10 protein-coding genes and 1 pseudogene are annotated in these 12,760 nt (G+C 58.8%); 6 read left to right on the top strand and 5 right to left on the bottom strand.

Annotated elements, in window-relative coordinates:
* Positions 1-197 precede the first annotated feature (197 nt).
* Positions 198-1,679, bottom strand: coding sequence for a HEPN domain-containing protein (locus tag CHU70_RS00505; RefSeq protein WP_016423163.1), 1,482 nt, complete (start codon positions 1,677-1,679; stop codon positions 198-200).
* A gap of 1 nt (position 1,680) precedes the next feature.
* On the opposite strand from CHU70_RS00505, the pseudogene CHU70_RS11480 reads away from it, so the two are divergent.
* Positions 1,681-1,836 (top strand): annotated as a pseudogene (locus CHU70_RS11480) (hypothetical protein); the annotation flags it as partial.
* A gap of 160 nt (positions 1,837-1,996) precedes the next feature.
* Positions 1,997-2,260, top strand: a complete 264-nt coding sequence (locus CHU70_RS11475; protein ID WP_197737674.1) for a hypothetical protein — start codon at positions 1,997-1,999, stop codon at positions 2,258-2,260.
* Positions 2,261-2,536: 276 nt separating this feature from the next.
* Here CHU70_RS11475 and CHU70_RS00495 read toward each other — a convergent pair whose 3' ends face one another.
* From CHU70_RS00495 to ychF, 3 genes are all read right to left on the bottom strand, one after another.
* The gene (locus tag CHU70_RS00495; protein WP_016423165.1) at positions 2,537-4,483 is read right to left on the bottom strand and encodes a hypothetical protein; all 1,947 of its coding nucleotides are present in this window, start codon (positions 4,481-4,483) and stop codon (positions 2,537-2,539) included.
* A 617-nt stretch (positions 4,484-5,100) separates the two neighbouring features.
* Positions 5,101-6,075, bottom strand: coding sequence for an NAD-dependent epimerase/dehydratase family protein (locus tag CHU70_RS00490; protein WP_070605728.1), 975 nt, complete (start codon positions 6,073-6,075; stop codon positions 5,101-5,103).
* A 123-nt stretch (positions 6,076-6,198) separates the two neighbouring features.
* On the bottom strand, positions 6,199-7,278 hold the full coding sequence (gene ychF / locus CHU70_RS00485; protein WP_147719340.1) for a redox-regulated ATPase YchF: 1,080 nt from the start codon (positions 7,276-7,278) through the stop codon (positions 6,199-6,201).
* A 94-nt stretch (positions 7,279-7,372) separates the two neighbouring features.
* Between ychF and CHU70_RS00480 the strand changes: the two genes are divergently transcribed.
* From CHU70_RS00480 to CHU70_RS00465, 4 genes are all read left to right on the top strand, one after another.
* Positions 7,373-8,923 (top strand): AI-2E family transporter, encoded by a 1,551-nt coding sequence (locus CHU70_RS00480; protein ID WP_070605729.1) that lies wholly within the window; start codon positions 7,373-7,375, stop codon positions 8,921-8,923.
* 79 nt (positions 8,924-9,002) lie between these two features.
* Complete coding sequence (locus tag CHU70_RS00475; RefSeq protein ID WP_049181634.1) at positions 9,003-10,157, top strand: DUF6542 domain-containing protein; 1,155 nt, start codon at positions 9,003-9,005, stop codon at positions 10,155-10,157.
* A gap of 107 nt (positions 10,158-10,264) precedes the next feature.
* The gene (gene xseA, locus CHU70_RS00470) at positions 10,265-11,500 is read left to right on the top strand and encodes an exodeoxyribonuclease VII large subunit (protein WP_070862745.1); all 1,236 of its coding nucleotides are present in this window, start codon (positions 10,265-10,267) and stop codon (positions 11,498-11,500) included.
* A 61-nt stretch (positions 11,501-11,561) separates the two neighbouring features.
* Positions 11,562-11,852, top strand: coding sequence for an exodeoxyribonuclease VII small subunit (locus tag CHU70_RS00465; protein ID WP_005510689.1), 291 nt, complete (start codon positions 11,562-11,564; stop codon positions 11,850-11,852).
* 118 nt (positions 11,853-11,970) lie between these two features.
* On the opposite strand, the gene CHU70_RS00460 is transcribed toward CHU70_RS00465, so the two are convergent.
* Positions 11,971-12,600 (bottom strand): DUF4245 domain-containing protein, encoded by a 630-nt coding sequence (locus tag CHU70_RS00460; protein ID WP_005510716.1) that lies wholly within the window; start codon positions 12,598-12,600, stop codon positions 11,971-11,973.
* Positions 12,601-12,760 lie beyond the last annotated feature (160 nt).

Below are 12,760 nucleotides of genomic sequence, written 5' to 3'. Positions count from 1 at the left end.
GGGCCGACGACATTCTCCCGTCTCACCGCCGCACCAGGCGGCACTGACGCGCTGCCACCACTTACAGCCGGTCGTCTCGCCCGCCCGCCATGACGCACTCAACGAACGAGCGATAGAGCAGGCTTACACGCGTCTCGCACTAAACGACCGGGCAGCAGCGTCACGGAGGTTCCGAAGTAACGGCTATCGCAGTGCACCTAAGGGGTTGGTGAGGGAACCAGCCATTCGGCAGCGGTACGGAACGTAGCCCTCAGTTGCGGGTGCTCCCGCACGATCTCTCGCTGCCGCTCCGCCGGCAACCCGAGCTCGTGCAAGAGGTTGAGGATTACGACCGCGGTCGTCACCTCGACGACGGCGATCAGCTCCTCGATGGAATGGTTGGACGTTCTGCCCTCGTGCGCGAGGTCATTGCGGGCGCGCGTCGTCCACTTCGCCCAAGGGTCGACATCCGGTAAGAGCTGTGCGATCGCTTCCTGATCGGGTCGCGCGGCGAGGGCATGGAGCCGATCACGGAGGGTCGGGTCGTTGCGGATCGCCCCCTTGAACCTGTTTCGGTGCTCATCGGGTACCTGCGCCAGCATCGCCTCTCGCATCGCCCTGAACTCCACGTTGGGGAACGGTTTCTCGTCGATGCGGAGGTTGCGGTGCAACACCTCGGCAGCACCGACTGCCGTCAGAAGATTGTTCTCAACAAAACGGGCCGGTGCGTAGCACAAGCCCAAGATCATGTTTGTCGCTGCCTCCAGGCGGCCATGGGCCTCGCACCATCGGGGCATGACCTCCTCAAATGGGATCGAGCCGCAGGTGAAGAACATTCGGTGGTGATCGACGGCTTTCGCGTCGTGTTTTCCAAGCGCGGCCGGTGAGTAGAGCACATCGGCACGTCGGCGCGGCAGCGGGCGGCCATCAGGGAAGTGCGACTCGGTCCCGGCAACTTCCAGTCGGAGCCAGATCACTCCGGCCGCGCGATGCGTCGCCAGGGAGATCAGGTCCTGCACCAGGCTCGCCTCCTGCAGAGCAACACTCAGAGAGAATGGTTCGGCTGGCACGACGCAGATGGACACCGTGTCCCGCATACGTCCGACGCTTCCTCCCTTGCGCTGGTCGAAGAATGGAAGCGTGTGCGTGTGCTGAAGGCGATACTCAGTGTCGTCGACCACGACCGATTGCGCCTCGACCGGCTTCACCGAGATACGCCCGGTCCCGTCGATCTTGCCGTCGGGAGCCCCGAGGGATCCTTCGAACACAGAAGACGCCGCCCAGAGACTCAGATCCTCGACTGAGACTTCTGCCCCAGCGAACGCCGGATCCGCGTCACCGCTGACATGCGCGCCGATGATGGCGACCGTCGCGGTCACGGTCTGCTTATCAGGGCTCGCCACTCGCGCACCCATGGTCCTTCTGGTGCTCCTAGGAACACAGCCGAGCAGTGTGATCTCCCTGAGCTCGGCCACACCGTGCATGACTTCCCAGGTGCGGGTTCCTTCGTGAACAGCAGTCCATCCAGACGAGTCCGTCGTCAAGATCCGATCCTCGAAGGTGCCGATCAGCGACAGAGAGAGACCATCTTCCGGGTCGTACCGTAGGACACCCGGGACCTTCTCGCTAGGGGCTTCCGGCAGCCACCACACGCCAGCCCACTCGCCGGCCTTGTCGAGGTTGAGAGGATCATTAGGCATCGTGCTCCCGGTCCGGGCTCCTTCCTGTCTTGCGACCAGATGTCAGGTCGAAAATCTTTACTCCACCACATGCCCCCACGTAGGACAATCTACAGCGAGATCATGGTCAACTGAGATCGGATGCGGCGACTGGCACACAATCGCAGTTCGACGCGACGGCACAGCCCTCGCAACTGGCAACAATCAGCGAGGGCAGACCGACGTCGCCCGGTGGACACACCTGTCCGGGGTCTCTGCCGGCTACCCTGCACACCGTCGGCTTACACGAAGACGGCACCGTCGTCGCCGTCAGCGACGACAGCAGAGGCCAGTGCGAGGTGTCATCGTGGAGAAGCATCACCTCAGTAGCGGCCGGCTCCGTCCATACGCTCGCGCTGAGCCAGACCGGAAGGGTCTTCGGAACGGGCGACAACCAGTTCGGCCAGTGCGATGTCCAGTCATGGACCGGCATCACAGCGATCGCAGCCGGAGCGAGACACTCGCTCGGGCTGCGCGCCGACGGAACAGTCGTGGCTGCGGGCGACCACACCGAGCAGCAATGCAATGTCAACGCCTGGGCCGCTCGACCACAGATGAACTGAAGTCCAGCGTGCCCGATAATCGGCCGTCGATCACACGTTGAATCTAAACTCCACCGAGTTCCGGCACATAGGTACATCTGAACACGGGGTTCACGTGCTCCCCCTCCCCACGGTCAGTGCTCGCTACTGATCAGGGGACACAGGCTCACCTTCGACGTGGGTCAGCCTGCAGGACGCCACGAAGGAGGTACCGCGCCATCACGCCGGCAGGGAACCCGGCTGAGACGCCACATACTAGGGATCTGAAGAGGGCTCGACCATGCCAGCGGTCGGCCCCTATTCCTTCGCGAGCACGGCGTTATCCGTCAGGCAGAAGTCATCGTTGATCTTGATGACCAGCGCAACGAGTAGGCGGAGCGCTGTTAGATACGTGTGGCGGTGAACGCGGTCGTCGTCACCGTCTGCCTGTGATCCATGGAGGTAGCGGTTGCGCAGGCTAGGTCCGTTGCTGAACTCCTTATCGTTAAGGAAGTAGTTGAAGTAGCTGACCTCCGCGGCGCTGAGCAGCGTTGATCGATGCACCAGCCATCCGGCGCTCACCATCTCGTCAATGGCTTTCTGGCCGGCCGCCGAATGATGGAGACAGCTCGTCACCTCGTACTCCCAGAGTTCCTTGAGCACATGCAATTGTGGCGCGCTTGCAAACGCAATTCGGTCACGATCTCCGGTCAGGATGCCCTTCTCGACCAGGAAGTCGATGTTGCGCTGTTGGTACTCGTGGAACTGGTCGTAGGCGATGTCATTGGCGATGACCAAGTGGAGGAAGCTCTCTGCCTCCAGATCGCTGCTGATGTGCACCAATCCGGATTGGTCCGAGAAGAGCAGGTGCTGAATTCCTTGGATGTCCGCGTTGTTGGCAACGTAGGCGTACTTATCCACAACCTGACTCGGGATGTCGCCGTAGGAAAGCTGCTCCGATGTGATTGTCAGCAGCTCCGGGTCAACCTCGCCGTAGTCGACATGCAGCGTGAACTGCTTGAGGACGCTCTCCATCTCTGAGAACAGATGGCGGCTCTTCTCAAGGTAGGTAGCGGTCGGGCTGGAGGCGCGGTACTTCAGCCCCTTGGCACCGAACTCCTGCTCAAGGTAGTCCGTGAAGAACCAAGCGATGACCGACTCGAGCTCTATACCTTCGGAGCTGAGGAAGCGCTCGTACATCAAGGTCTGGAGCAAGGACGCCTGATCCTTGAGCCTGAACACCGCCCCCGTCCGGTAGTCGCCCTTGCCCGGCGTACCCATGAACCGCTCGAAGACGCCAAGTTGCGCTCCGTAGGAAGGAAGTTCCAGGAGCATGTGGTCGTTGGCGAACTGGAACAGGTGAACAAAGTTATTCAGGATAGTCGGGTAGTCGAGGTTCTCCGTGAGCCAGGTTCGACTGTAGGAGTACTTGCCAACCATGCCGTCCAAAGACTGGACGACCTCTTCGACCTGATCGGCCGAGATGCCCACTTCGCAGCCGGTCTTGATCCCCTCCGTGGACTCGAACATCTTCTTCGTGAGCGCATCTGCCTTGCGACGAGCCTTTAGCTTCAGTCGTGCATCGACGCCGGTGTTCTTGTCAGCTCGTGCGGATGCGATCAGCTTGACGAAGTTGAGGTTGGGCTCTTCCTCATCGAGATATCGGTCAAACAGGCCACGCTGATCCGCGGGAGTAAAGCTCTTCGGAAGATGGATTGGATCCCGCCCCTCGGACTGGAGGAACTTCCGCGCAAGCAGCTCAGCATTGCGCGGCTCATCGAGTAGCAGGGCCCGAATCTCCTGGTCGTAGGCACGCACGAGTGTCTGGCATGAGAGCAGATCGTGCGGGTGGAAACTCTGCTCTTGAAGTGCAGCAAGCACGATCGAGTCAGTGCAGCGCTCGAAGACCTTGTTCTTTCCGAGGAGATCGAGGACGTCTGTGCGGTACTGAAAGTCAACGTCCTGAACGAGCGTTGAGAAGGTGGCGTCAGTCACTTTGCCGAAAAACCTGCCGATGACTTCCCGGATCTCGGAGACGTGCGCCAGAGGCGCGTCTCGCTCTGCTTCGGCCAGGTCCTTCGGGAGAACTTTGTGTTCTAGGAACAACGCGAGATGATGCAACTCAACGATGTCGTTTATGCCTTGATCGCCACGAGTAGCATCGAATTCACGGACGAGCTCTAGGAGGCGGTCGGCCTGCCAGAAGGTTCCGTAGTCGCTGAGGCCGAAGAACTTCAGTCTCTTCTCTGGTCCGCTTTCCGACACTCGAATCTCCCTCCCGGTAGGCGTCACTCTATACAGTTCGGGGGCGCCTAGTGGCACGAATTTGAAGTTGTTGCCTGATCGTGCAGCAGTCCCCTTGGGCGGAGCCGTCGTCCACGTCGATCGTTGCGCCGGCTCCTCGTTCTGTCGTGGAAGCGAGCCGAACTAGCGGCGCATCACCCCGAGGCGGACACGACCTACGTCTCCATGGGCATAGTCCCGCGCCCCATCGGGCTCCTCCCCACCGCGGAGCGGCGCACGACGGACGATGTACAACTACGCGGGTAGGTCCCTGGCAAAAGCGCCGGGCACTAGTCCTGACTCAACACTCGACGAGAATCATCAACGAATCTCACTAGTTATTGAAACGGAACTCCACGGAGTGGCGAAAGAAGGCTACCTCACTCAGTTGCAAGCGATTCGAGAAGCCGAAAAGTGTGCCGCAAGGCGTTTCCTGCTCGGAAAGGCAGCCTCCGCAGGCTAGATCGTTCCGCGTCATGAAGAGCTAGCACCGCCGAAGTTCCCCTCAAGTCAGATTCGGACTCATTCTCACAGTCAGTCGCGGAACGAAAACCAACTTAGTACGGTCCCGACTGCAACTAAAACTGTTCCTGCCGAAACTAAATACCATCTTCTAACCGCTGGCGAAGCACGACTTCCTCTTCATCGCTGAGCCCAGCGAGTCTTTCCCCCTGCTGTTCTTCTTCGAATCGCAGCGCATCCGCCAATGTTTCTTTCAACGGGCGAATCTGCAGGCCAGCTTCGTAGGCTGTGGCGCAATCGAGTAGCGCGATGTTGCGAAACTGTTCACCTGGTACCCACAACGGCAACGATTTTGGGCCCATCCACGGGGTTACATCATTAGCGAGAAGCAGTTCATCAGAGCAAGGTCGCTCCGTAGCCTCCGATGCGGTTAACTCACGCGAAATCTTGAACACATCGGACAAGGAAGTAGCAAACCCCGTGGCGTTAAAGGTTCCGAAAGTTCCAACTTCTGCAGACTCAACTATCCAGTCTGCAAGGTCTTTCACATCAATCATAGCGACGGGAAACGCCGGGTCTGGGACGATCACGTTCTCACCCGTGGGATGCGCGAAGCGCCACGGATAGTAACCACTGCGCCCTGTTTCGTCGCCGTAGCCGGCGATCAGACCGGGTCGAACTACCATTACCGACCTATTTATGTTGCGATAAATCGTTTCGCAAGCAGACTTTGCGGCCGGGTACTGCCCCATGTTCTCCATGTAGTCAATTTCAAGCGGAGTGACTACGGAATCAGACTCGGAAGAAATACTTCCTTGGTCCTCATATACGCTGCTCGAAGACACAAATATACGATGCTTGGCCTGGAGTTTCGTCGCCGCATCCCGCGCATGCTTCGGCTGACTCGTCAGATCCACAATGGTGTCCCAAGTTTTCCCCGCAACCTCATCGTACGCACCGTCACGGTCACGGTCTGAACTCACAAATTCGGCTCCGTTGGGAACCTTCCCGTTACCCCGCGCGAGGCAAGTAACTTGATGTCCTCGGTCGATTGCTGCCGCCGCAATGTGTCCTCCAAGGAAACCGGTACCACCGAGCAATAAAAAGTTCATGTCACTAGTTGTACACGAAACCTTCTCACACGTGACCAGTCCTAATCCCAGCGCATCGAAGCTGGAATAAGATGTCAGAGCAGGATTACCCCACCATCTGTCAGAGCTTCTTATTCGGCTAACCTACACGTTGAACTTGAACTCGACCACGTCACCGTCGTGCATGATGTAGTCCTTGCCCTCCTGGCGGACCTTGCCCTTGGCCTTCGCCTCGGCAATCGAACCGGCCTCGACCAAGTCGTTGAAGGACACAATTTCAGCCTTAATGAAACCGCGCTCAAAATCAGTGTGAATCACGCCGGCAGCCTGCGGAGCCGTAGCACCCTTCGGAATGGTCCAGGCGCGAGACTCCTTCGGGCCAGCGGTCAGGTAAGTCTGCAGACCAAGAGTGCGGAAACCAGCGCGAGCAAGCGAATGCAGACCCGGCTCGGTCTGGCCAATTTCAGCCAGGAGCTCATTGCGGGATTCCTCATCCAGCTCCAGAAGGTCCGACTCAGCCTTGGCGTCGAGGAACACACAGTCCGCCGGTTCCACAGCAGCGGCCAGATCCGCGCGGCGGTTCTCGTCGGCAAGCACTTCCTCATCAGCGTTGAAGACGTAGAGGAACGGCTTTGCGGTGAGCAAGTGCAGCTCGCGCAGAGCGGAGAGCTTCACGTCATCGGAAGCTGCGAAGAGAGTGCGTCCCTCTTCCAGCACAGCGAGAGCCTGCTTGACGGCTTCAACCTCACCGGCCTTTTCCTTATCCTTCTTGGCTTCCTTTTCCAGACGCGGCAGCGCCTTCTCAATAGTCTGGATATCAGCCAGGATAAGCTCGGTTTCAATCACACCGATGTCAGAGGCCGGGTCAACCTTGCCGTCGACATGCACAACGTCATCATCATTGAAGACACGGACGACCTGACAGATAGCGTCAGCCTCGCGGATGTTGGCGAGGAACTTGTTACCAAGACCTTCGCCCTCCGATGCACCCTTGACGATGCCGGCGATGTCCACAAACGACACCGTAGCCGGAAGAATACGCTCGGAGCCGTAAATTTCGGCGAGCTTATTCAAACGTGGATCGGGAAGCTCCACAACGCCGACGTTCGGCTCGATGGTGGCGAACGGATAATTCGCAGCCAGCACATCGTTGCGTGTCAAGGCGTTAAACAGGGTTGACTTTCCGACATTGGGCAGACCGACGATTCCAAGTGTAAGACTCACATTGCCCATCTTACGGGCTTGGGGAGACAGATTTGAACTCGCCCTAGCTTCGTGAAGTTGCCCCCTATCCCCTGCGAACCCCCATAATGAATATGTGAGCAATAAACCCAATGAAGGCGAAGAGCGGACTGCGCAGTCCGAAAAAGACGCTATCGATCACGTAATGGGATCGGAGCCTCTGCGTATAGAACAGTCTCTGTCTATACCCTCCGACGCCCATAAGTCAGCGGCAACGCAACCGGATTTGCCGGAAGATGCTGAAAACCTCGATGAGCTTATGAGCGAAAACGACTCCGAGTCCATCGACCGCGCCGACGTCATCGGCGAGGGCGCCCGGTGGTTCGCAGGTTGGTGTCTGCGCTTCCTCATCACAGCAGCGGCGCTGTACGTCAGCGCTATGATTCTGGGAAAGATTTGGGCTGGCGTTCTGCCGATTTTGTTGGCCCTGATTGTCTCCACGGTGCTGGCCCCGCCCGCCGTGTTCCTGATGAAACACCGCTGGCCCCGCGCACTCGCCGCACTGACGGTCATCCTAGGCGCGGTGGCGGTGCTTGGCGGCGTTGTCGCGTTCCTCGCCCCGACTGTGCAGTCGCAGTTCCCAGAATTGCGTCGCCAGTTCACCGACGGCATTCAGGAAGTCCAGAACATCATTCAGGCCCCGCCATTTAACGTCAAGGATGAGCAGATTCTCGATGCTCTGGACCAGGGGTCCACATGGCTTCAGGAGCGCTCCGGCGATATCGCCAACACAGTCTTCCAAGGCATCTCGGTGGTCTCCTCGGCCGCCGTAACCTTGATGGCAATGTTGGTTCTGACGTTCTTCTTCATCAAGGACGGCCAGGACTTCCTGCCATGGCTCCGCCGCCTGACCGGACGTCGTCTCGGCTGGCACCTCACCGAGGTGCTCACCCGCTCCTGGAACACGCTGTCGGGCTACATCCGCACGCAGGCTATCGTTTCGCTTATCGACGCGGTCTTCATCGGTGCCGGTCTTGCAATTTTGAATGTGCCGCTGGCAATGGTTCTGGCCGTGGTGACTTTCTTCGCTGGCTTCATTCCTATTGTCGGTGCGTTCACCGCCGGCTTCATTGCAGTGGTAGTCGCACTCGTCGCCAACGGCCTGACTACAGCAATCCTCGTATTGCTCATCATCATTGCTGTCCAGCAAATCGAGGGCAACATCCTCTCCCCAATCCTGCAGGCCAAGGCTATGGACTTGCACGCCGCAATCGTCCTGCTGGTCGTTCTGCTCGGTGGCGGTATCTTCGGCATCATCGGCGCCTTCCTGGCGGTGCCAGTCACCGCAGTCGTCGCGGTCTGGTTCCGCTACCTCGGCGACCTCACAGATTTGCGTACGGGCGACAAGACCGCAAAGGACATCGAGTTCGCCACGGACGCCGGATCGATCTCGGGTATTCAAATTGAAGCTGCCGGCCGTGCGATGCGCGACCGACTGGCTTCGTTCCGCCTGGGCAGTGACGACTCCGACAGCTCTGCAGAGAGCGCCGTGAAGGCAGATGCTCGCACCGCCGGTAAGGTTTCCCCCGATGCTGGTCCGACCAAGCAGGAAGAGGGAACGATGACCAAGGCCTTCCATAAAGTCTCTGAAGTGGTCTCCGGGTCTTTCTCTAAGAAAAAGAAGTAAGGCGAAATTTTAAGACACGGGCGAGCCCACATACCGGGCTTGCCCGTATTATCACTAATAACCGGTAGGATACGCATTCGTGTCGAACAGATCAGCAATAACCCGTAAAGGCAGTGGAAACAAACCCCTGCTTCCACGCGTGCCAATGTTTGTGCCGCCGTTGCTGATGCTTCTAGCTGGCGTTATTGGTTTGCTCTTTTCTGTTCCCAACGGTTCGATTGGCAAGCCCTACTTCATTGCTTTTGCCGTGGCTGCTGTGGCCGGAACACTGTTGGTGGTTCCTCGCGGTCTGGTAGTTACCGTCGCTCAAATCCCCATTTTGTTCGCGCTTGTCACCTTTTTCACAGCGTGGTTTACCGGTTCTCTCGCCGATCCTGAAAATGGTGGCGCGACCGCGACAACCTCTAAACGCGCTCGCCTGGTGACCTCGGCATATCCCATCATCCAGCAGTTCCCGTGGCTGCTGGTCTTGATGATTATCTGTGTCATCATCGCAGTGTGGCGTTACCTCGAAATCACCCGCACCCAGGAGAAATCCCTCAACACCCAGCGCAAGGTCGCTAAACAACGCCAGCACCGTGACGAAGCCGCTGTCGAATCCAGCTCTCAGGTTCGCCGTCGTCTCGCCGAATCTGATCGCCGGGTCGCCTCTCGCACCCAGGAACGTCCTGCTTCACGACGTCCCGCTGCGGACATTATCCGAGATGCCGAAGCTCGCCGCCAGGCGCGCCAGCAAGCTGCACGCTCTCGGCAGGAGACTTCTCGTTCTGGTGCCCGACCTGCAGCGAACGCCAACTCGGCATCGCGCAACGCCGAGCAACTGCGTAAGCGACCAGTTGACCGTTCTGGGGAGCGTGCCCAGCAGCGCTCGAATTTCGCACAGCGGGCTCAGCAGCCAACCTCCCGTTGGCAGTCTCGCTCGCATCCGGGGCAGGCGCAGTTCACTCAGGATTCCACTTCGCCGAACTCGACTAGACAGCAGCCTCGTCGTCCGATTGAAAGGCCAAACGCACCGCAGCGGCCAACGCCAGAGTTTCCCCGTCGTCAAACTGAAGGAACGGCACGGATGTGGGGAGAACAGTCCTCGCCGGAGTCTCCGTCCGAAAAGTCTCAACAGAGCCCCGCACGCCAAGTGGGCAACCACCGCCGCACCGAGGAGTGGCCACCGCGACAGCAGCGCCCTCGCCAGGAGCGGATAACCGGCCGCGATAGCAGGTCTCGTTACCGCAAGTAACTCGGGCTTGCACTTTTACCGTCACAGTTGCCCACAGGCAAATTTAGCCTGTGGGCAACCTGCGTTTATTAGCAGGGCGATCCGCCCCATCGTGTAAGTGTTGATGTATGTCGAAATTGGAAACGTCGGCCGAGAAACCGGTTCAGGTTCGGCGCCTGAACCAGTTAGTCAAGGACTATATTGAGCGCCTTGGACAGATTTGGGTCGAGGGGGAAATCGCCCAGGTCAACTCCAAGCCGAGTTGGAAGCTCTCCTACATCACTCTGCGTGACACCTCCGCGGAGTTTTCGGTGTCGGTGACTTGTTCTACTGCGGCACTGCGTAATAATCCGTTGCGCAACGGCGACCGCGTAGTGGTTTTGGGCAAGCCTGCGTTTTATGCCGGGCGGGGGCAGTTTTCCCTGTGGGCTACGGAGTGGAGGCCCGTGGGGTTGGGGCAACTATTGGCACGGCTGGAACAGCTGCGCCAAGCGCTAGCGGCGGAAGCCCTTTTTGATCCACGGCTGAAACGCCCTCTGCCCTACCTCCCCAACAAGATCGGGTTGATTACCGGTCGCGGTTCGGCAGCTGAACGCGATGTGCTTTCGGTCGCGGGTGCCCGCTGGCCTGAGGCGGATTTCCGGATAATCAACACAATTGTGCAGGGAGCCAAGGCTGTTCCGGAGATTATTGAGGCGCTGGCACAGCTCGACGCCGACCCGGAGGTCGATGTCATCATCGTCGCCCGTGGCGGTGGCAGCGTCGAAGATTTGCTGCCCTTTTCAGATGAGGCGCTGATTCGTGCGGTGAGTAAGGCGACAACACCGGTGGTTTCTGCGATTGGACACGAGCCGGATACTCCGCTGTTGGATTACGTCGCTGATTTACGTGCTGCCACACCGACGGATGCAGCAAAGAAAACAGTGCCCGATGCTGCTGAGGAACGACGCCTAATTGCACAGCTGCGTGAGCGCTCCTCGGCATCCCTGCGGCGATGGGTTGACCGTGAAGTAGCTACTCTGAGGGATTTAACGTCGCGGCCGGTACTGCGCGATCCGCTCACTCCCATCCGCGTGCGTGAAGAGTTTGTCACGGCGCAAGTGGATCGGCTGCGTTTTCTCATCCACCGCAGTCTGGAACGCGAGGAGGCAGTGGTATCGGGATTGCGCGGCAAGGTTTCAGCACTTGGCCCCTCTGCCACACTCGCTCGCGGCTATGCCATCGTGCAGGCACAATCGGCTACTCAGCCGGAACCACAGATTGTGACCTCTATTGCAGATGCTCCGATGGGTTCCCAACTGCGAATTCGCGTCAGTGACGGCTCCATCTCTGCAGCGACGCTAGCTACGAAGCCGGCGAATTAGTAAGCAATGACTTTTCCAACCTTGAAGCTTTAACTACTAAATGTGAAGGACGTATTCGCTAATGAATGACAATGTTTTCGGCGCGGGTCAGGCTCCCTCTTCGGAGGAACAGGTACCGGTGGAGAACCTGAGCTACGAGCAGGCTCGAGATGCGCTGGTCGAGACCGTCAAGCTCCTAGAACTCGGACAGATGAGCCTGGATGAATCCCTGGCGCTGTGGGAGCGAGGCGAGGCGCTGGCCCGCCGCTGCGAGGAGCATTTGGCTGGCGCCCGGGCAAAGGTTGAAGCCGCCTTGGCCAGCAAGAATCAGGATGTCTCGGCTTCTGCCGAGAATGTGGGCGATGAGGACTAAAAAGAGACGAGAAACGATCGTCGGTTCATATCGTTTCTCGTCTCTTCGCTGATAGCTGAGTTCAGCTATTTTATGGCTCTAGTCGGGATTACCACTCCAGGTGAGTGCTCGACTCGGCCTACTTTGCTGGTGCCGACGGCATCTCGGACGCAGTCGGCTGCGGCTGTGACGAATCCGGCATTGTCGCGTCCGGATCGATTGGCTCGGCCTTCTGCATAGCCGCCGCCAACTGTGTGAACTCCTCGTCGTTGGCAGTGCCCTCGATAATTGCGCGGGAGTCACCGAGGTCCCCAACCCATACGCGACGCACGTTGTCCTCAGCCGGCTCATACTTAGTCCAGGTTGTACCTTCCACGTCAGTAGTACCGTCCCGGAGACGGTTCTTACCATCATCCGGCAGCTGACCTGCTTCCGCATCTGTTTGCGTGACCTGAATGAATGCTCCGCTAGCGGTGACATAGCCAATAATGGTCGTCTGCTTCCCCGCCGCCATACCCGCGCGGGTCGAGTTTGAAGTCCAGCCCTCAGGCACCTTCGGCAGGCGAACTGGATAGTCCACGCGCCGAGCCTCCACGTTCACGAATGGGGCAGCATCGACTTCGTGCACCGGACCGTTTTCCGGCTTCCCGGGGTTAAAACTGCACAGGCCGGTAAAGCCAATGGTGACAGCCACCGCAAGAAACATCACCACGAGGGTGAGAATCATGTCTCGACTGTCCTGCAAAATCCTAGGTTTCTCATTCGCCACGCGCTCAAGTATGCCAAAGGCCCCGCAACGAACCTAGTCATCATTCGCACCCGCACAGCTGCAGCTAGCAATACTTGATGACGGACGCTGTCGACGTCGTCAAGCGAACTGACGCCGGAACAAACTTTTGATAACCGCGTGATGTGGGGGTTTAGCCCTG

Source organism: Corynebacterium sp. LK10, from assembly GCF_008042455.1.
GTDB classification, from domain to species: domain Bacteria; phylum Actinomycetota; class Actinomycetes; order Mycobacteriales; family Mycobacteriaceae; genus Corynebacterium; species Corynebacterium jeikeium_D.
Note: the sequence above shows the minus strand (reverse complement) of the source record. Positions and strands in the feature narration are given on the sequence as shown.

Bases quoted from the DNA above. Each gene is read 5' to 3' on its own strand.
- CHU70_RS00505 (WP_016423163.1), bottom strand. From the start codon at position 1,679: ATGCCTAATGATCCTCTCAACCTCGACAAGGCCGGCGAGTGGGCTGGC.
- CHU70_RS00490 (WP_070605728.1), bottom strand. From the start codon at position 6,075: ATGAACTTTTTATTGCTCGGTGGTACCGGTTTCCTTGGAGGACACATT.
- xseA (WP_070862745.1), top strand. From the start codon at position 10,265: ATGTCGAAATTGGAAACGTCGGCCGAGAAACCGGTTCAGGTTCGGCGC.
- CHU70_RS00465 (WP_005510689.1), top strand. From the start codon at position 11,562: ATGAATGACAATGTTTTCGGCGCGGGTCAGGCTCCCTCTTCGGAGGAA.